The sequence below is a fragment of the Pseudomonas sp. P1_A1 genome (assembly GCF_056406935.1).
In genome coordinates, this window is record NZ_JBFTZE010000018.1 from 102,583 (window position 1) to 123,654 (window position 21,072).

Annotated in this window: 20 protein-coding genes, 1 tRNA gene and 2 pseudogenes; 14 read left to right on the forward strand and 9 right to left on the reverse strand. The window is 59.6% G+C overall.

The window, feature by feature from the left end; translation table 11 throughout:
* Positions 1-562: 562 nt before the first annotated feature.
* Positions 563-724, reverse strand: coding sequence for a hypothetical protein (locus tag AC1D2Q_RS23335; protein ID WP_477814683.1), 162 nt, complete (start codon positions 722-724; stop codon positions 563-565).
* A 1,067-nt stretch (positions 725-1,791) separates the two neighbouring features.
* Here AC1D2Q_RS23335 and AC1D2Q_RS23340 point away from each other — a divergent pair.
* From AC1D2Q_RS23340 to AC1D2Q_RS23350, 3 genes and pseudogenes are all read left to right on the forward strand, one after another.
* Positions 1,792-1,923 (forward strand): annotated as a pseudogene (locus tag AC1D2Q_RS23340) (phage tail protein); the annotation flags it as partial.
* 60 nt (positions 1,924-1,983) lie between these two features.
* Entirely contained in the window at positions 1,984-2,409 is a 426-nt protein-coding gene (locus tag AC1D2Q_RS23345) for a cell wall hydrolase (protein ID WP_477814684.1), read from the forward strand.
* Positions 2,406-2,912: a lysis system spanin subunit gene (locus AC1D2Q_RS23350; protein WP_477814685.1), complete on the forward strand. Its 507-nt coding sequence runs from the start codon at positions 2,406-2,408 to the stop codon at positions 2,910-2,912. Before AC1D2Q_RS23345 ends, AC1D2Q_RS23350 begins: the two co-directional genes overlap by 4 nt.
* 79 nt (positions 2,913-2,991) lie before the next feature.
* On the opposite strand, the gene AC1D2Q_RS23355 is transcribed toward AC1D2Q_RS23350, so the two are convergent.
* Positions 2,992-3,252, reverse strand: a complete 261-nt coding sequence (locus AC1D2Q_RS23355) for a hypothetical protein (protein ID WP_105341270.1) — start codon at positions 3,250-3,252, stop codon at positions 2,992-2,994.
* A gap of 202 nt (positions 3,253-3,454) precedes the next feature.
* Here AC1D2Q_RS23355 and AC1D2Q_RS23360 point away from each other — a divergent pair.
* A pseudogene (locus AC1D2Q_RS23360) lies at positions 3,455-3,568 on the forward strand (lysis protein); the annotation flags it as partial.
* Here AC1D2Q_RS23360 and AC1D2Q_RS23365 read toward each other — a convergent pair.
* The 3 genes from AC1D2Q_RS23365 to AC1D2Q_RS23375 form a co-directional block, all read right to left on the reverse strand.
* A complete protein-coding gene (locus AC1D2Q_RS23365) occupies positions 3,549-4,241 on the reverse strand; it encodes an SOS response-associated peptidase family protein (protein WP_477814686.1) in 693 nt (230 codons plus the stop codon). The pseudogene AC1D2Q_RS23360 and the gene AC1D2Q_RS23365 sit on opposite strands and share 20 nt — an antisense overlap.
* A gap of 24 nt (positions 4,242-4,265) precedes the next feature.
* Positions 4,266-4,640, reverse strand: a complete 375-nt coding sequence (locus tag AC1D2Q_RS23370) for a hypothetical protein (protein WP_477814687.1) — start codon at positions 4,638-4,640, stop codon at positions 4,266-4,268.
* A gap of 249 nt (positions 4,641-4,889) precedes the next feature.
* Positions 4,890-4,977 (reverse strand) — tRNA-Ser (locus tag AC1D2Q_RS23375).
* 123 nt (positions 4,978-5,100) lie between these two features.
* Between AC1D2Q_RS23375 and AC1D2Q_RS23380 the strand changes: the two genes are divergently transcribed.
* Complete coding sequence (locus AC1D2Q_RS23380) at positions 5,101-5,772, forward strand: Bax inhibitor-1/YccA family protein (RefSeq protein ID WP_477757512.1); 672 nt, start codon at positions 5,101-5,103, stop codon at positions 5,770-5,772.
* An 88-nt stretch (positions 5,773-5,860) separates the two neighbouring features.
* On the opposite strand, the gene AC1D2Q_RS23385 is transcribed toward AC1D2Q_RS23380, so the two are convergent.
* Positions 5,861-6,298 (reverse strand): Lrp/AsnC family transcriptional regulator, encoded by a 438-nt coding sequence (locus tag AC1D2Q_RS23385; protein WP_007941786.1) that lies wholly within the window; start codon positions 6,296-6,298, stop codon positions 5,861-5,863.
* Between the two features lie 135 nt (positions 6,299-6,433).
* Between AC1D2Q_RS23385 and AC1D2Q_RS23390 the strand changes: the two genes are divergently transcribed.
* On the forward strand, positions 6,434-7,327 hold the full coding sequence (locus tag AC1D2Q_RS23390) for a DMT family transporter (protein WP_086946266.1): 894 nt from the start codon (positions 6,434-6,436) through the stop codon (positions 7,325-7,327).
* 8 nt (positions 7,328-7,335) lie between these two features.
* Here the strand turns inward: AC1D2Q_RS23390 and AC1D2Q_RS23395 are convergent, their stop codons facing one another.
* Positions 7,336-8,373: an FUSC family protein gene (locus AC1D2Q_RS23395; RefSeq protein ID WP_477814703.1), complete on the reverse strand. Its 1,038-nt coding sequence runs from the start codon at positions 8,371-8,373 to the stop codon at positions 7,336-7,338.
* A 44-nt stretch (positions 8,374-8,417) separates the two neighbouring features.
* A complete protein-coding gene (locus AC1D2Q_RS23400; protein ID WP_477814688.1) occupies positions 8,418-10,043 on the reverse strand; it encodes an NADP-dependent glyceraldehyde-3-phosphate dehydrogenase in 1,626 nt (541 codons plus the stop codon).
* 190 nt (positions 10,044-10,233) lie between these two features.
* Between AC1D2Q_RS23400 and AC1D2Q_RS23405 the strand changes: the two genes are divergently transcribed.
* From AC1D2Q_RS23405 to AC1D2Q_RS23430, 6 genes are all read left to right on the forward strand, one after another.
* A complete protein-coding gene (locus AC1D2Q_RS23405) occupies positions 10,234-11,121 on the forward strand; it encodes a Dyp-type peroxidase (RefSeq protein ID WP_477814689.1) in 888 nt (295 codons plus the stop codon).
* 272 nt (positions 11,122-11,393) lie between these two features.
* The gene (lexA, locus tag AC1D2Q_RS23410) at positions 11,394-12,011 is read left to right on the forward strand and encodes a transcriptional repressor LexA (protein ID WP_477814690.1); all 618 of its coding nucleotides are present in this window, start codon (positions 11,394-11,396) and stop codon (positions 12,009-12,011) included.
* Complete coding sequence (gene imuA, locus AC1D2Q_RS23415; protein ID WP_477814691.1) at positions 12,011-12,628, forward strand: translesion DNA synthesis-associated protein ImuA; 618 nt, start codon at positions 12,011-12,013, stop codon at positions 12,626-12,628. Before lexA ends, imuA begins: the two co-directional genes overlap by 1 nt.
* Positions 12,629-12,635: 7 nt before the next feature.
* Positions 12,636-14,054: a Y-family DNA polymerase gene (locus AC1D2Q_RS23420; RefSeq protein ID WP_477814692.1), complete on the forward strand. Its 1,419-nt coding sequence runs from the start codon at positions 12,636-12,638 to the stop codon at positions 14,052-14,054.
* A complete protein-coding gene (locus tag AC1D2Q_RS23425) occupies positions 14,030-17,128 on the forward strand; it encodes an error-prone DNA polymerase (protein ID WP_477814693.1) in 3,099 nt (1,032 codons plus the stop codon). Before AC1D2Q_RS23420 ends, AC1D2Q_RS23425 begins: the two co-directional genes overlap by 25 nt.
* A gap of 227 nt (positions 17,129-17,355) precedes the next feature.
* On the forward strand, positions 17,356-19,419 hold the full coding sequence (locus tag AC1D2Q_RS23430; protein WP_477814694.1) for a hybrid sensor histidine kinase/response regulator: 2,064 nt from the start codon (positions 17,356-17,358) through the stop codon (positions 19,417-19,419).
* Between the two features lie 94 nt (positions 19,420-19,513).
* On the opposite strand, the gene AC1D2Q_RS23435 is transcribed toward AC1D2Q_RS23430, so the two are convergent.
* Entirely contained in the window at positions 19,514-20,035 is a 522-nt protein-coding gene (locus AC1D2Q_RS23435) for a DUF4142 domain-containing protein (protein ID WP_477814695.1), read from the reverse strand.
* Between the two features lie 217 nt (positions 20,036-20,252).
* On the opposite strand from AC1D2Q_RS23435, the gene AC1D2Q_RS23440 reads away from it, so the two are divergent.
* Both AC1D2Q_RS23440 and AC1D2Q_RS23445 read left to right on the forward strand, forming a co-directional pair.
* Complete coding sequence (locus AC1D2Q_RS23440) at positions 20,253-20,495, forward strand: hypothetical protein (protein WP_477814696.1); 243 nt, start codon at positions 20,253-20,255, stop codon at positions 20,493-20,495.
* A gap of 110 nt (positions 20,496-20,605) precedes the next feature.
* A complete protein-coding gene (locus tag AC1D2Q_RS23445) occupies positions 20,606-20,800 on the forward strand; it encodes a hypothetical protein (protein ID WP_477814697.1) in 195 nt (64 codons plus the stop codon).
* The last annotated feature ends 272 nt before the right edge of the window (positions 20,801-21,072 follow it).

Here is a 21,072-nt window from a genome sequence, read left to right on the forward strand (position 1 = left end):
GGGGATCCTAATGGAGGACATTAATCAGGTGAATTTTGCTATCTGCAATTAGCCTAGCGGAATGACAGAAACCGGCGTTTCTGCGTGCAATGCCGTTGGTCAGTTCCAAACGGTGATCATCCGCACCACCCTGGCAGGGAAGCGGATATTGATGATGTCGCCAATGGTTAGTGCAACGCTATAGAGGCTTGTGATGCAGAGTATTGTTGGTGGTTGAGAGGGAAAGCGATTGACCGCTTCTGGCCGATTTCTGCCGGTCGTGAAGTGCAGAAATCGGCCAGAAGCGGCCTCTCAGGCGGGGCTGCGAAATCTGGAAGGTTCAACCTGGTGGCTTGAGCGTCTCCCGAAGTTCCGCCCATTTCAACCGGCTCATTTGTCGGGGGCAGGTTAATTACCTGATTCGCGGTATCAGGTTCTGCACTGATGGATTCCATGCCACGACGGTATCGTGGCGAGCATGAAGATGCACGGTCGGGTGGGAATTATCGAGTCGCGTTGAGTGGCTGCTTCTGGCCCGAAAGCTTCAAAAAAGCCCGGGCTTAGCCGGGCTCGTTAAAAAAAATCAGCGCGAATCCACCTCTTTCGCGATCTCGGCGGATGATTTTTCCCTGCGCCTCTGAAGCCAGCTATAGAACGCATGTACCGGATGGAGGACGGCGCTAAGCACGCCAAGCAGCAGGATGATGAAAATGATGATCAGCGGGATGCTTTCGTGCGAGAACATGGTGGGCTACTCCTGTATTCACTATGTCGGAACCCACAGGCTAGACGCATAGAGCAATGTTTTCGATGAACGTATATTCATCCTCGGGTGCGTCAATCGTGCTACGGAGAGAGTCGCCAAACTGATTATGGCTGTGGCGAGGCCGAGATCTGAATCGCCCCGGGTTTCGTAGACACCTATTTGCCTTAAATTGAGGCCAATTAGGAGGAGCCATGAGCAACCCGCGTTATCCGGTAGAATTCAAAATCCAAGCGGTCAATCAAGTGACTGAAAAGAAGCTACCCGGCACCGTTGGCAGCTTGGGGTGCCAACAATCAGTTGTGAACTATCCTACGAGGTGGTGAGGAGCGGGCGACGGAGCTGGCGCTTTTCGAGCTGAGCCTGCGCTACTGATGCCTTCAGGTTGATAATAGTTTTCAGCTGGCTATGCGCAGAACCGAATAATTTTCGAATGGTCTCTTGCCTACACCTACAGGCCTGAAGGACGGGTTTAGAGGCAGCTTCCGCAGGATGCGCCAGAATGAAAACAGAGGTTGTGATCTCTCTTCGATGCAGCCCAACAAACTACGCGCAAACAAAAACGCCGCTCACTGAGCGGCGTTTTTGCGTTTTGGGAGAGGGAAACGAGACTCGCATCTGGCGTCCGCCCCATTGAAATCCAAGGGTTTATTTTCTTGCCGAAGATTCTGGACTTGTTACTGGGGCGTTTCAAGAGCAAAAAAGACCGAACTCCAAGGCAGAGCCGCTGGTCGAAAAGCAATACTTTATCCCGGGTGTGGGCTGAAGTGTGGGCTGGGCAGGTTTTTCCAAAAGCCAAAAACGACAAAGCCCTGAATAATCAGGGCTTTGTCGTACGCAGCTTTTGGCCTGATGTCACGGAACTGGAAGCTGCCGATTTTTTCGGCCAGTTGAACGTCGCCTTTCTCATCAGCCTCTTTCTTGGCCTTTTCCCTGGCTTTGTCCCACCGGTCGCGGAGCATCTTCGCGGTCATGCGCTTGCCGCGCGCGCTCACGATCAGATAGCTGCAAATGTGCTGAGCATTGCGCTCATCCATTTTTGCGATCAGCAGGCCTACAAGTTCGCCTTGGGAAAGGTAACGGTTCAGCCAACCTGGTATGCCGCGCCGGTTTGGCCACCAGAGCCGGTAGCACCCGTGATCATGGCCGATCCTGAAGCCCGATCCGGCGAACTCATATAACGCGACGCAGGGCCCAAGCACCCGCCATTGAGCGGGTATTTTTTTGCCTGGAGAAAAGTGATGACTGCAATCGAGAAAGACCGCGACATCCTCGCCCGAACCCTCTGGGGTGAGGCGCGAGGTGAAAGCCTGGCCGGCCAGATCGCCGTGGCCTGGTCCATTCGCAACCGTGTAAACGACGGCAAGGCGAGGTCGTGGTGGGGGGAGGGTTATGCCGGCGTGTGCCTGAAGCCTTACCAGTTCAGCTGCTGGAACTCGAACGATCCGAACTTCGCCTTCCTCAGCGGCGCGAAGCCGATCCCGGCCGGACAGCTCGCCCAAGCGCAGAAAGCTGCTGACTTGGTTATGTCTGGTACCGAGCCAGATCCTACCGGCGGCGCCACCCATTACTACGCCACCACCATGCCGAAGGCTCCGGCCTGGACAGTGGGAGCGAAGCAGACGCTGAAGCTCGGGCACCACATCTTCTTCAAGGATGTGCCATGAGTCCCGCGGCGTGGAAGTTGGCCGGAGTGCTGGCGCTGCTGCTGGTAACGGCCGGCGGTGTCTGGCAGGTACAGGATTGGCGCTATGGCAAGCAGCTCGCCGAGCAGGCCGGCCTGCATCAGGACGACCTGAACGCCATTAGCAACGCGGCCGCCGCCCAAGTTCGTGCCGATCAGGACAAGCGCCTGGCGCTCGAGCAGCGCCTGTCGGCCAGCGAAGAAACTCACTACAGGAAATTGAGCGATGCACAAAAAGACCAGGCTCGCCTGCGCGATCGCCTTGCCACTTCTGATTTGCGGCTGTCAGTCCTCCTCACCGAGGATCCAGCCAGTGGCTGTTCAGTGTCAGCCGGTACCGAAACCGGCGGCATGGTTCATGGAGGAGCACGCGCCCAACTTGACCCAGCGCATGCTCAACGAATTATCGCCATCACCGATGAAGGCGACCAAGGATTGATCGCACTGGCGGCTTGTCGGGCGTATGTGCGTGAAAACTCTCGCTGAAAGGGCAACTAAGTTAGTTGCTATTTGTTCTATGCCTATGTTTTACAACCAAGGTGCCGGTAGGCACCTTGGCTGCTATTTACGAAAGAGGATAAATAGTCTCGCCCTGATCCGTGACTCCGTTATTGTCGACTTTAATATTGCTACTGGCCTGAACGTAATATGGGTTTTGGGCTCCATTTTTTTGTAAAGAGAGAACAAAGCCGCGACTGTCAGACCGATCCCAGCTTTCCTGGTTGCCGCTAGCTATTGAAAAGAAACTCGTATCCCCATCTTTACCCCAATGATTGATTGCAACTTCAATGGTGTGGGATGAGTTATTTGTAACATTAATGCCCATATCTATATTCCTTTTTAGACTGAGAATTATCTGAACCGGAAACCTACTGCTTCAATGCAGCAGGGGGGCGATCAGAGAAGGTTTGCGCGTTCGAGTCTAGTCACTTCTTAATTACTGAAATGTGGTGCAGATACATTTCAGACGATCGGTCGGATTTTTCGACCCAGTCGCGCCCAAAGCCGGGTACCAGTGAAGAGTGCCTGCCCGACTTGACCCGGCGCATGCTCAACGAGTTGTCGCCATGACCGATGCCGGCGACCAAGGACTGAGAGCATTGCCTGCGTGTCAGGTCTGCGTCAGAGAAGTGAATCGCTGATTGGGTTGATCAAGCCGCTTTGCTGATTGCGGACATTGCCCACAGCGCGGTCGACCTTGAACCACTCGAAAGCTTCCGCAGGCTCCCCTTGCAACAGTACCATCTGCTCAGCGCGCTCTTGCGGTGTGGACGGATCCAGCCATTCCCGGGCTAGCTCAGGGTTGAGTGTCACCGGCTGGCGATCGTGAATATTCACCATGCCACCCTTACTGTCGGCAGTAATGATCACGAAGCCGTCATATTCACTCGGACCAAATTCGGCGCTTGGATACTGACCGATCGCGGCGCACAGGATTGGCGCCCGGTCTTTTCGGCGGATCAGATAAGGCTGCTTCTTCGGTCCACCTTCATCGACCCATTCGAACCAGTTGTTGATCGCGATGATTGCCCGGTGTGGCCAGATCGATTTGAAGAACGGACCGTGGGCGACTTTCTCTACCCTGGCATTGATCGGCGCGGGGCGGCCCTTGGCCCAGTGCGGCCGCCATCCCCAGCGAACCATGTCGGCTCGCAGAAACTGGCCTTCCTGGTGAAAGAGGGCGAGCTGAGTGGATGGTGGGGCGTTGTAGAGCTCGAATGGCTGGTTGCCTGCATAGTTGATCAGGGAGTTGGGCATGCTCAGCGCCGCGACAAAGTCGTGAATGCCACTGTATTGGGAAAGACGTCCACACATGGCTACGCCCTCGGATTGCTGATTTCAGCTTAGTCGGTGAGGCGTCGACTGTGGGTAGGTGTACCCCGTCAGTTCCTTAAGTTTTTGCTGGTAACCGGCCAACTCCCGGTCCTTCATCATCAGGATGCTGTTTGAAGAATTGAGTAGGTCGGAGTGTTTCCGGCTTGTTTCGGCAAGTTCTGCTCCCACCTGCTTGAGCTCGGCGCGAAGTCGACTGCATTCCCCGGACGTGTCTGCATACATTTGCACCAGGCCGAAGATATTTTCCCTGGCTACGCGTAGCTGCAGGTTCAATTCCTGGACTTCGTTTTCCAGCATGCGTGAATAGTGTTTGATGGTTTCAAGTTCGGTCGGGCATCCAAGCCAGTCGCTGGTGTCTTCGATGTCTAGAGGATCCACGGGCGGGTGCCTTTTGTGTACTGTCTGGATATACAGTAAATGAGGCGTGAAGGTCGGGCGAGGGTAGAGCGACGAGCTGTAGGGTTTTGGGGGATGTACGGTCGGCAGGACGCCGCAGGTAGGGACGAAACAGGCTGAGTTATGGAACGCGCCCATAATAGTTATGGAACACATCCAAAGCGATGAGGTTTTCACCAAACCCCAGAAACGACAAAGCCCTGAATAATCAGGGCTTTGTCGTACATAAGATGGCGGAGGCGATGGGATTCGAACTCATGGACCTGTTACAGTCGACGGTTTTCAAGACCGTTGCCTTAAACCACTCGGCCACACCTCCGTTTGCGTTGCGGGCGCCATAATACCTGAATGAAACACACTGTCAAACTCTCTGCATGGCTTGTTACAGAGCGTCTGTTATGATCTTTGCGACTGAACGTTTCAAACCAACAGGAGTGTCGCCATGCGCGAACAGGATTACGCAGTTAATAACAGCGTGCAGGCTGAGCAGCTAGAGGTTAGCCGCGTCCTGCGCAACACTTACGGCCTACTCGCCCTCACCCTCGCATTCAGCGGCGTGATGGCGTTTGTCGCACAGCAGATGCGTGTCGGTTACCCGAACGTCTTCGTGGTGCTGATCGGCTTCTACGGCCTGTTCTTCCTCACCAACAAACTCCGTGACTCGGCGTGGGGCCTGGTTTCTGCGTTCGCGCTGACCGGTTTCATGGGTTTCCTGCTCGGCCCGATCCTCAACCGTTACCTGGGCATGCAGGGCGGCGCGGAAGTGGTCAGCTCGGCCTTCGCGATGACCGCGCTGGTGTTCGGCGGCCTGTCGGCTTATGTGCTGATCACCCGTAAGGACATGAGCTTCCTGGGTGGTTTCATCACGGCCGGTTTCTTCGTGCTGCTGGGTGCGACGCTGGCGAGCTTCTTCTTCCAGATCAGCGGTCTGCAACTGGCGATCAGCGCAGGTTTCGTGCTGTTCTCCTCGGTCTGCATCTTGTTCCAGACCAGCGCCATCATTCACGGCGGCGAGCGCAACTACATCATGGCGACCATCAGCCTGTATGTATCGATCTACAACCTGTTCATCAGCTTGCTGCAACTGTTCGGCATCATGGGCCGCGATGATTGATCGGCAGCCTTGAGTAAAAAACCCGCTTCGGCGGGTTTTTTATCGTCTGGGAATCGGGGTATCCACGTCTTTGCGAACCAAACAGCACTCACGCCATTGGTGGCAGCCGGCGCTTGATCGGGGTTTTCTTGACGATGGCGGTGTTGGTTTCAGCGTGGGTGTTGAGGCGGTCGAGGAGGGTGTCCAGTTGTTCCATTGAGCGCACATGCAAGCGGGCGATGAAGCAGTCGTCGCCGGTGACTTTGTCGCACTCGGTGAATTCGGGGATCGCCTGAATCTGCCGCTCCACTTCCTGCAACTGGCCCGGCAACGGGCGGATGCGGACGATGGCCTGGAGTTGATAACCGAAGCATTTAGGGTCGATTTCGACGGTATAGCCCTTGAGTACGCCGCGTTCTTCGAGGCGGCGCAGGCGCTCGGCAACGCTGGGCGAGGACAGGCCGCTGATTTGTGCCAGGGCCTTGAGCGAGCGGCGGGAGTCTTCCATCAATGCGCTGATCAGCACTTGGTCGATGTCGTCGGTCATGGCGAATCCCCTGTTAGGCAATCGGCTGGATAAGCCTTGATAAAAAAGGCAGATACCGAGTTTAGCCTGCTTTTTGCGCTGGAGAAGCCCCCCGGCGGATTGGCATACTTTGGCCTCAAACACAGGAGGTTGATGATGGACAGAACACTACGTCGCGGCTCATTCGAGATGACCGCCGCCATGCTGATTTCCGGAACCATTGGCTGGTTCGTGCTGGTGTCCGGGCAACCGGTGCTGGACGTGGTGTTCTGGCGCTGCGTGTTCGGTGCTGTCACGCTGTTGCTGATCTGCGCGGCGTTCGGCTTTTTGCGCCCTGGCATTTTGACGTCCACCACTTTCTTGTTGGCCGTACTGAGTGGTGTGGCGATTGTCGGTAACTGGGTGCTGTTGTTCGCGTCCTATTCTCGCGCCTCGATTGCCATCGGCACGGCGGTTTATAACGTCCAGCCGTTCATGTTGGTGGGGCTGGCCGCGCTGTTTCTCGGGGAGAAAATCACCCTGCAAAAACTGTTCTGGCTGGGCATTTCGTTTCTCGGGATGCTGGCGATTGTCAGCGCACATGGCGAGCAAGGCGAGGGTGGCAACGATTACCTGATGGGGATCGCTCTGGCGCTGGGTGCTGCCTTCCTGTACGCGATTGCCGCGTTGATCATCAAACGCCTGACCGGCACGCCACCGCATCTGATCGCGTTGATCCAGGTCTGCACCGGCGTGCTGTTGCTCGCGCCCTTTGCGCACTTCTCGGCGATGCCGCAAGCGCCCAGTGCCTGGGCCAGCCTGGTGACGCTGGGTATCGTGCATACCGGCTTGATGTATGTGCTGCTCTACGGAGCAATTCAAAAGCTGCCGACCGCCCTGACCGGCGCGTTGTCGTTCATCTATCCGATTGCGGCGATTTTCGTGGACTGGTTTGCCTTCGGTCATCGCCTGGAGCCGCTGCAATGGATCGGTGTCGCCGCGATTCTGCTGGCCGCCGCCGGGATGCAACAGGGTTGGGGCCTGAAGCTTCGGCGGGTGGCTACACAATAAACGGCCTCTCAGATGTTCCAGCGCGGTGCGGTTTTCACCAGACGCTGGCGCATCTCGCCGATGTTCGCGGTCAATTGTCGGGTCAGCAATCGGTAGCCATCCAGCGGACTGTAGACCGGCATATCAAGCGTAGAGTCCAATGGCGGTTCGGCTGGCCGGCTGAGCCGTTGTGAAGCGCCCGATTTCAATGCCCGAGCCATACCGATCAGTTGCACCCGGATCTGTCGGTGCTCGGTTTTCAATGCCGATTGCAGATGGGCCATTGCCTCAGAGTCATCGGCATTCGGCCGGCTATTGCCGAGGATCTCCAGGATGCTGACGCACATCCGCAGATTGCGCTGAATCGCATCGAGTTCGGTCATGGAAACCCGCACTTCCTTGGACACCGAGGGCATCAGTGAGCGCAGTTGCACCATGACTGCGTTCAAGCGATTCATGAGCTTCAGGTGCTCGTCAGCGGTGACGGACTCGCCGTTGATGATACGGCCGTAGATTGCCGCGCAGTCGCGCAACGCATCGGCCAGGTTGTAGCGCCAGGAGTACACCGCGTACAGCGGCAGGGCGAAGGAGAAAGCCAGTGCCAGGGCGATGCCGATCAGAATATCCACCCCGCGCCACAGGCCATCGGTGACCGGGTTGTCACCGTGCCCCGCAACGATAAACACGGTGATCGCCGACAGCAGCGCCGTATAACCACCCTTGCCGTGGTATGAGAAAAATCCGCACACCACCGACATTGCGAAATAGGTCAGCCACGGCATCCCGAGCCAGGCCTGTTGCGCCACCAGCAACAAGCCGACACCGGCCCCGATCAAAGTGCCGATGGCTCGCTCGGCGGCTTTCTTGCCGATATTACCGTGGTGCTGCAAGCCGCCGATCACCACCAGCATGGTCACCGACGCCCATTCGCCGTGGGGCAGATGGATGCCGGTGGTCAGCAGAATCGTCGCCAGCAACCCCAACGAAACCCGCACCGCATGGATCAGTTTGGCGTGGCGGTAGCGCCGGTACGGGTCCAGCAATGGACGCAGTATTCGGCGCAACAGCGGTGGCAGTCGAAGGCCTTTGATGATGCTCAGGTCTGGTGTCCTCAGAAAATATAGTCGGTGGTCAGGAAGCTCGAGTTCCGGCCGCTGATGATCTCGCTGAGAAGCTCTTTGCTGCTTTCCTGGAACTTGGTCGCCACCAGGGTCCGGATCGAAAATACCCGCAGCGCATCATGCACCGACAACGTGCCCTCGGCGGAGTTCTTGCGGCCGTTGAACGGGTAGGTGTCCGGGCCGCGCTGGCACTGTGCGTTGAGGTTGATCCGGCCGACCTGGTTGGCGAAGGTGTCCACCAGCCTGCCGACCGCCACCGGGTTGGTGCCGAAGATGCTCAGTTGCTGGCCGAAGTCGGATTCCAGGACGTAATCGATCACGGTGTCCAGATGACGGTAAGGCACGATCGGCACGACCGGGCCGAACTGTTCTTCCTGATAGACGCGCATCTGCGGTGTCACCGGGTACAACACGGCCGGGTAGAAGAACGATGCCCGGGACTCACCTCCATTGGGGTTGACCACGACGGCGCCTTTGCTGACCGAGTCCGCCACCAGTGAATGCAGATAATCGACTTTGCTCGCCTCCGGCAGCGGTGTCAGGGCCACGCCGCTGTCCCATGGCATGCCGGGTTTCAGTGAGGCGAGCCTGGCGTTGAATTTCTCGATGAACGCTTCGACCACGTCTTCATGGACGAAGAGGATTTTCAGCGCGGTGCAGCGCTGACCGTTGAACGACAGGGAGCCGGTGACGGCTTCGTTGACCGCGTTGTCCAGATCCACCTCTGGCAACACAATGCCGGGGTTCTTCGCATCCAGGCCCAGTGCCGCACGCAAGCGGTGAGGCCGCGGGTGGAGCTTTTTCAGGTCGCTGGCAGCCTTGTTGGTGCCGATAAACGCAAAGATATCGATCTTGCCGCTGGCCATCAGTGCGCTGACGGTCTCGCGGCCACTGCCGTAAATGACGTTGATCACCCCGGCCGGGAAGCTGTCGCGAAAGGCTTCCAGCAGCGGACGAATCAACAGCACCCCCAGCTTGGCCGGCTTGAACACCACGGTGTTGCCCATGATCAGCGCCGGAATCAGCGTGGTGAAAGTCTCGTTCAGCGGATAGTTGTAAGGCCCCATGCACAACGCCACGCCCATCGGAACGCGGCGGATCTGGCCGAGGGTGTCCTGTTCCAGTTCGAATCGGCTGGAGCGGCGGTCGAGTTCCTTGAGGGCGTTGATGGTGTCGACGATGTAGTCGCAGGTGCGGTCGAACTCTTTCTCCGAATCCTTGAGGTTCTTGCCGATCTCCCACATCAGCAACTTGACCACCGCCTCGCGCTGTTCGCGCATACGACCGAGGAAGGTCTCGACATGCTGGATACGCTCGGCCACGCGCATGGTCGGCCACAGGCCCTGGCCCCGATCATAGGCGCGGACGGCTGCGTCGAGCGCGGTCAGTGCGGTGTCGGCATCGAGCAGCGGCGTGCTGCCCAGGATCACTTGTTCATCGCCATTCGCGCCGCTCAGGTACACCGGGCTGCGCACCTGGGCGAGGGGGCCGGACCAGGTTTTCAGTTCACCGTCGACCAGGTATTCGCGCTGTTCGGTTTGGCCGTTGAGGCGATACTTTTCCGGGATGCTGTCGGCGGTGGGAAACAGGTTGCCAAGGATCGATGCTGTGGTCATGTCGCTACCCCGTCTGGATTGGGTGATGCACTGATGAATCGTTTTAGCAGACCTCGGACTCGCTTGTCATGGTTCATCTTATGATTTTTTTGGCGGGCTCGGCAGCTGCTACAGGACGATCTTTTGCCCTGAAAACACACAAGTAACGATCCCCCGGTTAAACTTCGTGCTCTTTCTCAAAGGAGTTCATATGAGTTACTACCAGCCGGGCATCCTCGCCACCCCAGTTCCGCCTCAAGCCCGTCATATGTTCTTCGTCCTCGAATCCGCCGAGGCACTGCCGGCGGCGCTGGATAACCTGATGCGCCTGGTGGACGGAAAATCGGCGGTGGTCGGTTTCGGTGAGTCCCTGGTCAAGGCGCTGCACGCGCAGATCGACGGGCTGCGCGCCTTTCCTGCGCTGGTCGGTGTCGGCGTCGACAACCCGTCGACCCAACACGCGCTCTGGTGCTGGCTGCACGGTGTTGACCGTGGCGAATTGCTCAATCGCAGCCACGCGATCGAAGCCGCGCTGGCACCGGCCCTGCGTCTGGTGCAGATGAACGAAACCTTCCGCCACATGACCGGCCATGACTTGACCGGTTACGAAGACGGCACCGAAAACCCTCACGACGAAGCCGCTGTGGCCGCTGCATTGTTGAGCGAAGGCACTGATGGTCTGGTCGGTGGCAGCTTCGCCGCGATCCAGCAGTGGCAGCATGACCTGAAAGGCTTCCACGCGATGCCGTCCCACGAGAAGGACAACATCATGGGCCGGCGCCTGAGCGACAACGAAGAACTCGACGACGCGCCGATCTCCGCCCACGTCAAACGCACCGCCCAGGAAAGCTTCGCACCTGAAGCCTTCGTGGTCCGTCGCTCGATGCCGTGGATCGAAGGCGATCGCGCCGGCCTGATGTTCCTGGCCTTCGGTTTTTCCCTCGATGCATTCGAAGCCCAACTGCGGCGCATGAGCGGTCTGGAAGACGGCATCACCGACGGTTTGTACCGCATCAGCCGACCGATCACTGGCGGCTACTACTGGTGCCCGCCGCTCAAGGACGGTCGCCTCGACCTTCGTGCATTGCGCGTCGGCTAAATAGCGGGAAATCCTCAATCGCGGCTGAAAAAAGAGCAAAAGATCGTCCGATCGCGGCCCGAGCCTTCGGCAGCTCCTACATGGAATCGCGTACACCCGTAGGAGCTGGCGAAGCCTGCGATCTTTTGATCTTGCTTCTGGCTATCCCTCGATCTGATTGAACTGGCTCTCTTTTGGATACGCGTATTTGAGATAGCCGACGCAGGGTTTCTGGCCTCTCGCGGGCTGAGCTGACTGGCGGTCCTTGCCAGGAAAAAGCCGAAAGAGTACAAATGTACTCCATGACGACTTTAACTCCCCGCCGTACCGCCATCCTGACCTTCATCCGCGATCGCATCGCCGAACACGGTCAGCCCCCGAGCCTCGCTGAAATCAGTGAGGCCTTCGGTTTCGCCTCCCGTAGCGTGGCGCGCAAGCACGTGCTGGCGCTGACCGAAGCCGGTTTCATCGAGGTCAATCCGCATCAGGCACGTGGCATCCGCTTATTGAACCAGCCGCCACGGCCCGAGCTGCTGGACGTTCCGGTACTCGGTCGAGTGGCAGCCGGCGCACCGATCGGTGCCGATGCCGAGGTCCACAGCCGTTTGCTGCTCGATCCGTCGATCTTCTCGCGGGTGCCGGATTACCTGCTGCGGGTCCAGGGTGATTCGATGATCGAGGACGGCATTCTCGATGGCGATCTGGTGGGCGTGCGGCGCAATCCCGAGGCGGTCAACGGCCAGATCGTGGTGGCGCGGCTTGACGGCGAAGTCACCATCAAGCGTTTCGAGCGGGTCGGCGATGCCGTTCGCCTGTTGCCGCGCAATCCGGCTTACCAGCCGATCATTGTTCGAGCCGATCAGGAGCTGGCCATCGAAGGCGTGTTCTGTGGTCTGGTGAGGCAAGGGTGATGGGCGCCGTCGTTGCGCTGGATACGCTGTTCAATGGCGGCCAGGTCTGGAAGGGCCGACCTGCGCCACCGGCCGTCAGCCCGCAACCCACGGGGCATGCGGCGCTGGATGCGGCGCTGCCGAGCGGTGGCTGGCCGGAAGCGGCGCTGAGCGAAATCCTCCTGGCCGGGCAGGGAGTGGGTGAGTTGCAACTGGTGTGGCCGACGCTGGCGCGGTTGTCGGCGGCGGGCGAACGCATCGTGCTGGTGGCGCCGCCTTATGTGCCGTATCCCCAGGCCTGGCAGAACGCCGGGGTCGATCTGCGCCAGTTGTCGATCATCCAGGCCAGCGAGCGCGATGCGCTGTGGGCGGCGGAACAATGCCTGCGTTCGGGCAGTTGCGGGGCGGTGTTGTGCTGGCCGCACAAGGCCGATGATCGGGCGTTGCGACGTTTGCAGGTGGCGGCCGAAACCGGGCAGACCCTGGCGTTCGCCTATCGCTCGCTCAGTGAAGCCATCAACCCGTCGCCAGCGGCCTTACGCATCGCCATCGACAGCAAGCCTGCTCAGCTGCGGGTGCTCAAGTGCCGGGGCGGGCTGGCCCATTCGGTGCCGATTGCCTTTGCCGTGGGGCATTGAGGTTGCCATGCGCTGGGTGTGCATTGTCTTCCCGCAATTGGCGCTGGACGCGGTACTGCGTCAGCGCCCCGACCCCGATGAGCCGTTGGCGCTGCTGACCGGCCCGGCCCAGCGGCGGGTGCTGCAGGCGGTCAACGGTGCGGCGCGGGCGCTGGGTTTGCGACCCGGTCAGTCGATGACCGCCGCCCAGGCGCTGAGCAAAGGGTTCGTCACCGCCGAATACGATGCCGCCGAAATCGAACATTGGCAGCAGTTCCTGGCCGCCTGGGCCTATCGGTTCAGCTCCCAGGTCAGCGTGCATTACCCGCGCGCCGTGGTGTTTGAAATCGAATCCAGCCTGGGCTTGTTCGGCCCCTGGCCGCAGTTCGAGGCGCGGCTGCGCGCCGAGCTCGCTGAGCTGGGGTTTCGCCATCGGATTGTCGCCGCGCCAAACCCGGTGGCGGCGCGGGTGCTGGCCAACGTTTATGACGGTCTGGTGGTGCCGGACAATGACGCCTTGCAGCATCACCTGGGGCAACTGCCCGTCGACCGGATCGCCCTGGAGCCCAGCGTTGCCACGGCGTTATCGCGCATGGGGCTGCGCACCTTGAGTCAGGTGCAGCAGGCGCTGCCCCGGCATAGCCTGGCCCGGCGTTTCGAGGCCCAGGTGCTCAAGCATCTGGACAGCCTGTTCGGTGAGCGGCGGCTGGCGCTGGCGTTTTACCTGCCGCCGGACCGTTTCGATGTGCGCATCGAGCTCAACTTCGATGTGCAATCCCATCAGGCATTGTTGTTTCCTTTAAGACGATTGACCGGCGATCTGTCGGCGTTCCTCTGCGGCCGGGACAGCGGCGTGCAACGTTTCGACTTGCACCTGGAACACGCCGGCTTGCCGGACACCGTGATCAAGGTCGGCCTGCTCAGCGCCGAGCGCGATCCGGCGATGCTGTTCGAACTGGCCCGGGGGCGGCTGGAACAGGTTCAGGTCGAGGCGCCGGTGCGCGGTTTTCGTCTGCGCGCCGAAGATCTGCCGGCCTTCGTGCCCCAGCGTCAGGAGCTGTTCGACGACCGTCCGCAGCAGTCCTTGCCCTGGGAGCAACTGCGTGAGCGCTTGCGCGCACGGCTGGGGGATGACGCGGTGCAGGGCTTGCGCTTCCAGGCCGATCACCGGCCGGAATGCGCGTGGCAGACGACTGTCGACAGCCAGGCCTGCGGGGGGCTGCCTGCGGTGCAACGCCCGGGCTGGTTGCTGACTGAACCGCAGGCGGTACACGAAGGCTCGACGCGCATCCTCATGGGGCCGGAGCGCATCGAGTCCGGCTGGTGGGACGGCGACGACGTGCGCCGCGATTACTACCTGATCGAAACCCGTTCCGGTCAGCAGGGTTGGGCCTATCGGGCGGTGGGCGAAGACGGCCCGTTGTGGCTGCAAGGCTGGTTCGCATGAGCGTCGACTATGCCGAGCTGCACTGCCTGTCGAACTTCAGTTTCCAGCGCGGTGCCTCCAGTGCGCTTGAGCTTTTTCAACGGGCGAAAAAGCAGGGCTATCAGGCGCTGGCGATCACCGACGAATGCACCCTGGCGGGTATCGTCCGAGCCTGGCAGGCGGCCAAGACCGTGGAGTTGCCGCTGATCATCGGCGGCGAAATACGTATCGAAAATGGCCCGAAACTGGTGCTGCTGGTGGAAAACCTCGAGGGTTATCAAGCCCTGTGCCGACTGATTACCCGTGCCAGACGCCGCACGCAGAAAGGCCAGTATCAGGTGCTGCGGGAGGATTTCAGCGAGCCGTTGCCAGGGCTATTGGCGTTGTGGGCGCCCGACGCCGTCGATGATTTTGCGCAGGGCCATTGGCTGAAGCAGAGCTTCGCCGAGCGCCTGTGGCTGAGTGTTCAGTTACATCGCGGGCAAGACGACACCCGGCGACTGGCGGCACTGCTGACCCTGGCGCGGGAACTGCGAATCCCGGCGGTGGCCAGCGGCGATGTGCATATGCACGCCCGTGGCCGGCGCGCCTTGCAGGACACCATGACCGCAATCCGCCATCACCTGCCGGTAGCCGAGGCCGGGTTGCGTCTGCACCCCAATGGCGAACGGCATTTGCGCCGCCTCGATGACTTGCGCGATCTCTACCCGCAGGCGCTGCTCGACGAGACGCTGAGCATCGCCCGACGCTGTACCTTCGACCTCGGTCAGTTGCGTTATCAATATCCCCGGGAACTGGTGCCCGAGGGATACACGGCCACGTCCTGGCTGCGGGTGCTGGCAGAAAAGGGGATTCGCTGGCGCTGGGAAAAAAGCCCCAAGGCCGAGGTGTTGGCGCAGATCGACAAGGAACTGGAGCTGATTGCCGAGCTGGGGTACGAGAGTTATTTCCTGACGGTTCACGACATTGTGAATTTCGCCCGCCAGCAACACATTCTTTGTCAGGGCCGCGGTTCTGCCGCCAACTCGGCAGTGTGCTTCGTACTGGGGATCACGGAGATCGACCCGGATCGCAGCACGCTGCTGTTCGAACGCTTTCTCTCCAGGGAGCGCAACGAACCGCCGGACATCGACGTGGATTTCGAGCACGAGCGGCGCGAAGAAGTCCTGCAGTATGTGTTTCAGCGTTATGGCCGGGCTCGTGCGGCGCTGACGGCGGTGGTCAGCACTTACCACGGTGCCGGTGCAATCCGCGACGTGGCCAAGGCGTTGGGTTTGCCGCCGGATCAGGTCAACGCCCTGGCGGATTGTTGCGGTCACTGGAGTCATCAGGCGCCGCCCATCGAGCGTCTGCGTGAGGGTGGTTTCGATCCTGATAGCCCGGTGTTGCGCCGAGTGGTGAGCCTGACCCAACAGCTGATCGGTTTTCCCCGGCACCTGTCCCAGCACCCCGGCGGTTTCGTGATTTCCGAGCAGCCTCTGGACAGCCTGGTGCCGGTGGAAAACGCCGCCATGGCCGAGCGCACCATCATCCAGTGGGACAAGGACGATCTGGATGCGGTCGGGCTGCTCAAGGTCGATATTCTGGCGCTGGGCATGCTCAGCGCGATTCGCCGTTGTTTCGATCTGCTGCGTCGGCACCGAGGCCGTGACCTGAGCCTGGCGACGGTGCCGGCCGAAGACCCGAAAACCTACGAGATGATCGGCCATGCGGACACCATCGGGGTGTTCCAGATCGAATCCCGGGCACAGATGTCGATGTTGCCCAGGCTCAAGCCCAAGAACTTCTACGATCTGGTGATCGAGGTGGCGATCGTTCGTCCGGGGCCGATTCAGGGCGGGATGGTGCATCCTTACCTGCGGCGGCGTAAGGGCGAAGAAGAGGTGATATACCCGTCGAAAGAGCTTGAAGCGGTGCTGAAACGTACGCTGGGCGTGCCGCTGTTCCAGGAACAGGTGATGCAGATCGCGATTGTCGCCGCCGACTACAGCCCCGGCGAAGCTGATCAGTTACGCCGCTCCATGGCGGCCTGGAAACGCCATGGCGGACTGGAACCGCACAAGGAACGCCTGGCGGACGGAATGAAGAAAAACGGCTACACGGCGGAGTTCGCCGCGCAGATATTCGAGCAGATCAAAGGTTTCGGCGATTACGGTTTTCCCGAATCCCACGCCGCCAGTTTCGCCTTGCTGACCTACGCCAGTTGCTGGTTGAAATGCCACGAGCCGGCGGCTTTCGCCTGTGCGCTGATCAACAGCTGGCCGATGGGGTTCTACAGCCCGGACCAGATTCTCCAGGACGCCCGCCGCCATCATTTGCAGATTCGCCCGGTGGACGTGCGGGCCAGTGATTGGGATTGCAGCCTGGAACCGATCACCGGCGCGCAGCCGGCCATTCGCATGGGGCTGCGGATGATCAAGGGCTTTCGCGAAGACGATGCCCGGCGTATCGAGAGGGCTAGGTCGAAAGGGGCGTTTGCCGACATCGCCGACCTCGGCGAGCGGGCACGACTCGATGCTCGCGCCCAGGAACAACTGGCCGATGCCGGTGCACTGCGCGGGCTGGCCGGTGATCGGCATCGGGCGCGCTGGGAGGTGGCGGGGGTACAGAAACAACTCGGTTTGTTTGCCGGTCTGCCGAGTCAGGAAGAACCGGCGGTGGATCTGCCCAAACCCACCGTGGGCGAAGACCTGCAAGCCGACTACGCCAGTGTCGGCACCACCCTCGGCCCGCATCCGCTGGCGTTGTTGCGGGGGGAACTCAAGGCCCGGCGCTGTCGCAGCTCCAGGGAACTGCTGATGGTCGAGCATGGGCGTCCGGTCAGCGTCGCCGGGCTGGTCACCGGTCGGCAGCGTCCGGGAACCGCCAGCGGTGTGACCTTCGTGACGCTTGAAGACGAATTCGGCAACGTCAACGTGGTGGTCTGGCGCGACCTGGCCGAACGGCAACGGCAGGTATTGGTCGGCTCGCAATTGCTCAAGGTCGACGGGCGCTGGGAAAAGGTGGGCGAGGTGCGGCACCTGATTGCCGGACGCTTGAGCGACCTGAGTTCATTGCTCGACGGTATCCATGTGCGCAGTCGGGATTTCCGCTGAACCCATGGTCACATGTTTCCTACAGAGGCAATCACGTTCGCTGAAGGGCCGGTCGAGAATCAGCTATACCTCAATGAAACCATTGGCGTCGGCAGTGCTCGAAACAAACGGGCAGACACCGTCTCTTCATTCTGTTGCACTGCCTGAAAACATGTCATTCACAAGACATAGGCCAGTCGATGCAGTTTCTAGACAATAGCCACGGTTGTACCGGCTGGAGCGGCGAAATGGCCGAACGCATCCGAGCGTTCGACTGGAGCCTGACCGAACTCGGTCGCATCGACACCTGGCCCGGGAGTCTGTGCAGCGCGGTGCAGTTACTGCTTGCTTCACCGCTGCCGATGGTGATGCTGTGGGGCCATCCCGGTTACATGATCTATAACGACGCCTACTCAAGATTTGCCGGTGGCCGCCATCCTTACCTGCTGGGCTCCCCGGTGGAGTTGGGCTGGCCGGAGGTTGCCGAATTCAATCGGCAAGTGGTGGACACCTGCCTTGCGGGCGGAACCTTGTCCTATCGCAACAAAGCCCTGGTATTGCTGCGCGACGGCGTTCCCGAAGACGTCTGGATGGACCTTTACTACAGCCCTGTCGCCAATGATGACGGGTGTCCCGCCGGGGTCATGGCAATGGTGGTTGAAACCACTGACCATGTGATTTCCGAACGCCGACGCCAGGAAGCCGAAAACGCCTATCGTGCCGATAATGAAAGGGTTCGCCTGGCCCTCAATGCCGGGGCTTTGCTCGGCTCGTTTGTCTGGGACATCAAGGCTGATGTGCTATCGGGCGACGAGCGATTCGCCCGCACGTTTTCCTATCCGCTAGGCCAGGACCTGGCCAACCTGCCACCGGCCATCGCCCAAATGCAGATTCATCCCGATGATCGCAGCTGGGCCCGGGAGCGGATGAGTCAGTCGGTGGAAACCGGCGTGCCTTATAACGCCGAATATCGGGTGCTGCGTCCCGATGGCAGTTACCTGTGGGTGCTCGCCAGCGGGTGTTGCGAGTTCAATGCGCAAGGTGAAGCGTTGCGCTTTCCCGGGGTGCTGATCGACATCCACGAACGCAAGATTGCCGAAGAGTCCTTGCTCAAGTTCACCCGCAACCTGGAGCAACGAGTCGCTGAAGAAGTCGAGGCGCGGCTGGCGGCCGAAGATCAGCTGCGTCAATCACAGAAGCTCGAAGCCATTGGCGGTCTCACCGGCGGAGTGGCCCATGACTTCAACAACCTGTTACAGGTGATCGCCGGCAACCTGCACTTGCTGGCGCGTCACGAGCCGGACAACGCCAACGTGCAGCGCCGGGTCGGCGCCTCGATTGCCGCGGTCGAGCGCGGGGCCAAATTGTCTTCACAATTGCTCGCTTTTGCCCGTCGTCAGCCCTTGTCACCGGCCATATGCGACCCACGGCAGATCTTCGAAGACCTCGAGGAATTATTGCAGCGAGCGCTGGGAGAGACGATCCAGATCAAGGTGTCCGCACCTGACGATCCATGGCGCCTCTACGTGGACTGCAATCAACTGGAAAACGCCATTCTCAACCTTGCGATCAACGCCCGAGATGCCATGAACGGCGAGGGGACCATTGCCCTGAGCGCCGAGAACATCGTCCTCGACCGCAAGTTTTGCGCCGGCAAGGGCATCGTCGCTGGCGATTATGTCTGCGTGACGGTGGCGGACTCGGGCGTCGGCATGCCGCCGCAAGTGCTTGCACATGCCTTTGAGCCGTTTTTCACCACCAAGGCTGATGGCCAAGGCACCGGCCTGGGTTTGAGTATGGTGTTCGGGTTCGTCAAACAGAGCGGCGGGCATATCGAGATTTCCAGCGTCGTCGGGCGGGGCACTCGGGTGCAGCTGTATTTCCCTCGCAGCTTGCGCCCGTTGCCTGACGAAACAATGCGCCATGCTCCGCAGCACCGGGGCGGGCATGAAACCATTCTGGTGGTCGAGGACAACGAAGCGGTGCGCAGTTCGGCCGTGGACTTGTTGTGCGAAGAGGGCTATCAGGTCCTGACCGCGGCCAACGGTGACCTGGCGATGCAGATGTTGCTCGACGGCGCGACAGTGGACCTGATCTTCACCGACGTGGTCATGCCCGGCTTGATCAAAAGCTCGGACCTGGCCGCCTGGGCCAAAGTGCAAAACCCTCCAGTGGCGGTGTTGTTTACCTCCGGACACACCCGCGACATCATTTCGCGCGATCACCAACTCAGCTCTGACACTTATCTGCTGAGCAAACCTTATGGTCCCGAGGCGCTATTGAGCATGATCCGCAGCGTGCTGGGTGGTTGATTCTATTGTGGCGAGGGATGCAATCCATGTGGGAGCGAGCAAGCCCGCTCCCACAGAATTCCGCACCTTGACTGACTGGCATCAAGGCTTGGGGTTATTTATCGGGATGAGCTGCCTGAAGTTTTTTCGCCAACGCCAAGTGGTTTTCCAGGGCCGGCAACATTTTTTGTGCGAACGCCTTGAGTTCGGTGGCGCCTTTGGTTCTGTCGTCGGTCACTGTATTGGCTTCTTTCTTGAACCGCTCAATGGCTTCTTCGTGGGCCTTCACCTGATTGTTGGCATAGGCGTTGTCGAAGGACTCATCGCGCATGTCGAGAATTTTCTCCTTGGCCTGTTTGACCAGCGTCGTCGAATCCGGCACCTCGATGTCATGTTTTTTCGCCAATGCCGCCAGTTCTTTATTGGCCTTGGAATGATCGGTAATCATCATGTTGGCGAATGCCTTGATGTCGGCTGATGAGCTTTTTTCCAGAGCCAATTTACTGGCCTCGACTTCCGCGATACCGCCCGCGGTTGCGTCGTCGACAAAGTCGTTGGAGCTGGCGGCAAAAGCCGTGCCCATCCCGGTACTCAAGGCGACGGCCAGAGCGAGGTGACGCAGGGTGAATATGTCCATGGACATTCTCCATACAGGTTTACATGGGCGATCCAGGTGATCGATATTCAATGGAGGCAGGCGTTCGAACAAAGGTTTTATCGCGTTTGCGACAGGACGACGAACGGACACCGCTGGTCTGATAGACGGTCGACAGAACCGGGTAAGCGAGGCCATTCTGATACTTGGCGAACGCCATCGATCACGTTTGCCACCGATTAACAAACGGAGGTGTTCCATGCCGGTGACCCATGATCTTTATCAGGACTTGCGCTGCACGAAGGAAGAGATCCAGCAAAAACGCACCAAGGATCCGTTACTGGATTCACTGCTCAACAAGTACACCCAGGCGGACGCAGAGGTGGTGAAGGCCGAGTCCGCACAATCGGATGCGCCCAGCGATGAGGTACTGAAGAAGCTCAAAGAGAAGCGCGTACAGGTCAAGAATAAGATCGTTGAGCGACTGCAGGCGCCGTCCTGAGACGTTATGCAGAATCACCGACGACCGGTGATTGAAAAATTGGAACGGGGATCAATACCGGCACCTCGAACGATCAGAGTCCGACGTCACGGCTCCATGCGAGGTGCCCCATGCCCCATCCAGCCTTTCCCCATAAAAAGAAGTACCCCAGCGAAGAACAGGGTGGCTACGACCCGATCCCGACCCATCCCGAACCCCTGAGCCCGGCGCGGACCACCGTCAACCCTGACGATGAACCGGGTATCGATGAACTGCCGGACGATGAGGATGTAACGCCACGCGATGGAGAGAAGGATCCGCGCTGATCGATAATCGCCCGGACAACCCTGATCCAGTGTGGGAGCAAGCTCGCTTGTATGCTGGTACTTGAAGGGAGGAGGAGGGACAAGGCTCGATTCTGACTGTTGGCGCAGTACAGATCCGTGGGAGATTTCGCCCCTCCTCCTTTCACCCAAGCGCCGATAAAGAATGCATCTGGCTAGACCGACGATAGGAACAAGCCTGCGCCTCTGGGTGAGCCCTTCAAGTGCTCAAAACCATATCTCGGGGGGTGTTCAATGGCAATGTCGGTTTCTGT

What these genes read in the sequence shown, in the direction of transcription:
- AC1D2Q_RS23420 (WP_477814692.1), top strand. Translation starts at nt 12,636, where the DNA reads ATGCGCTGGGTGTGCATTGTCTTCCCGCAATTGGCGCTGGACGCGGTA.
- AC1D2Q_RS23445 (WP_477814697.1), top strand. Translation starts at nt 20,606, where the DNA reads ATGCCCCATCCAGCCTTTCCCCATAAAAAGAAGTACCCCAGCGAAGAA.
- AC1D2Q_RS23430 (WP_477814694.1), top strand. Translation starts at nt 17,356, where the DNA reads ATGGCCGAACGCATCCGAGCGTTCGACTGGAGCCTGACCGAACTCGGT.
- AC1D2Q_RS23355 (WP_105341270.1), bottom strand. Translation starts at nt 3,252, where the DNA reads ATGGGCATTAATGTTACAAATAACTCATCCCACACCATTGAAGTTGCA.
- imuA (WP_477814691.1), top strand. Translation starts at nt 12,011, where the DNA reads ATGGGCGCCGTCGTTGCGCTGGATACGCTGTTCAATGGCGGCCAGGTC.
- AC1D2Q_RS23440 (WP_477814696.1), top strand. Translation starts at nt 20,253, where the DNA reads ATGCCGGTGACCCATGATCTTTATCAGGACTTGCGCTGCACGAAGGAA.
- AC1D2Q_RS23435 (WP_477814695.1), bottom strand. Translation starts at nt 20,035, where the DNA reads ATGGACATATTCACCCTGCGTCACCTCGCTCTGGCCGTCGCCTTGAGT.
- AC1D2Q_RS23345 (WP_477814684.1), top strand. Translation starts at nt 1,984, where the DNA reads ATGACTGCAATCGAGAAAGACCGCGACATCCTCGCCCGAACCCTCTGG.
- AC1D2Q_RS23335 (WP_477814683.1), bottom strand. Translation starts at nt 724, where the DNA reads ATGTTCTCGCACGAAAGCATCCCGCTGATCATCATTTTCATCATCCTG.
- lexA (WP_477814690.1), top strand. Translation starts at nt 11,394, where the DNA reads ATGTACTCCATGACGACTTTAACTCCCCGCCGTACCGCCATCCTGACC.
- AC1D2Q_RS23365 (WP_477814686.1), bottom strand. Translation starts at nt 4,241, where the DNA reads ATGTGTGGACGTCTTTCCCAATACAGTGGCATTCACGACTTTGTCGCG.
- AC1D2Q_RS23390 (WP_086946266.1), top strand. Translation starts at nt 6,434, where the DNA reads ATGGACAGAACACTACGTCGCGGCTCATTCGAGATGACCGCCGCCATG.
- AC1D2Q_RS23400 (WP_477814688.1), bottom strand. Translation starts at nt 10,043, where the DNA reads ATGACCACAGCATCGATCCTTGGCAACCTGTTTCCCACCGCCGACAGC.
- AC1D2Q_RS23380 (WP_477757512.1), top strand. Translation starts at nt 5,101, where the DNA reads ATGCGCGAACAGGATTACGCAGTTAATAACAGCGTGCAGGCTGAGCAG.
- AC1D2Q_RS23385 (WP_007941786.1), bottom strand. Translation starts at nt 6,298, where the DNA reads ATGACCGACGACATCGACCAAGTGCTGATCAGCGCATTGATGGAAGAC.
- AC1D2Q_RS23350 (WP_477814685.1), top strand. Translation starts at nt 2,406, where the DNA reads ATGAGTCCCGCGGCGTGGAAGTTGGCCGGAGTGCTGGCGCTGCTGCTG.
- AC1D2Q_RS23405 (WP_477814689.1), top strand. Translation starts at nt 10,234, where the DNA reads ATGAGTTACTACCAGCCGGGCATCCTCGCCACCCCAGTTCCGCCTCAA.